The organism is Agathobaculum ammoniilyticum (assembly GCF_025567315.1).
Taxonomy (GTDB): Bacteria; Bacillota; Clostridia; order Oscillospirales; family Butyricicoccaceae; genus Agathobaculum; species Agathobaculum ammoniilyticum.
In genome coordinates this window covers 1-963 of record NZ_JAOQJE010000047.1, presented here as the reverse complement: position 1 = coordinate 963, position 963 = coordinate 1, and the positions used below count along the sequence as shown (strand labels likewise).

Here is a 963-nt window from a genome sequence, read left to right as displayed (position 1 = left end):
ACGCGGACGGTGAGCGGCTGTTCGCCCGGCTTACCGTTGCTGAAAAAGTGGATGCCAAGGCTTTCTTCTGCGGTCAGCGTCATCGTAACCTTGCCGTCCGTCACGGAAAACGGATAGGTTTTATCCCCGATCTGGACAGCACCATCGGCCAGATCGGCCGTGTTCGCCTGTCCCGCATCCGTGCGTGTCACCTGTACTCGGGTGATCTCGGCTTCTCCAGATGGCGCGGCGGTGATCGTAACCGTCTTGCCGATGCCGTATGTCCCCCCGCCGCTGACCTCGATGCCGCTGTCTGCGCTTACATCCATGTGGCAGGAGACCGCTTCCACGGATGCTGATAAAACAAGATCTCCTGTACAGTTGCCCGGCACCGTGACGGTTATCTCCCGTCCGCTATGGCGGAGCGGCAGCACCATGCCGCCCACTATAAGCTGTGCGGGCTTGTCCTGAACCGTGGTGTTTACGGTCTGCCCGTCGTAATAGGCGGTGACTACTGCAAGCCGGTACCCGTCCAGTGGAGTAAAGGTGACGTCCCTCACCACGCTGGTCTCCCACACGTTGACGCCGACCGCGCTGGATGTATAGCCTGTACCCGCCTTGACTTCGACGCGGTGCATACCGCCTGCGGCATAGGACTGCGGGATAACCGCCGCCGCTATCAGCCACAACGCCAGCAGTAAAATCGGGATGCGCAGTTTCTTTGTGGTCATGTTTTTCGCTCTCCTTTCCCTGCAAAAAGGGCCGGTATGAACAGAACGTCATACCGGCTCATGCCAATATTATAAGGTCTGGTCTGAAATGAGATAAGCGGCGGTCCTGTCAAATGCGGGCGAGCCTTCCTCCGCCTGCACATCCGGTATGGAGCGCCACAGGCGATCCACCCGGGCGACGCCGCCCAGGTCGGTGTAGACCACCAGCTGCTCCATCCCGACCGCAGCATTGTCCAGCAGCAAATGCACGGCG

2 protein-coding genes are annotated in these 963 nt (G+C 59.8%); both read right to left on the bottom strand.

The window, feature by feature from the left end:
- Positions 1-710, bottom strand: a 710-nt coding sequence (locus OCV66_RS15480) for a hypothetical protein (protein WP_147574657.1), incomplete at its 3' end; no start/stop codon positions are given.
- Between the two features lie 69 nt (positions 711-779).
- Positions 780-963 (bottom strand): hypothetical protein (locus OCV66_RS15475; RefSeq protein WP_262564914.1); only part of this gene is annotated, 184 nt, incomplete at its 5' end.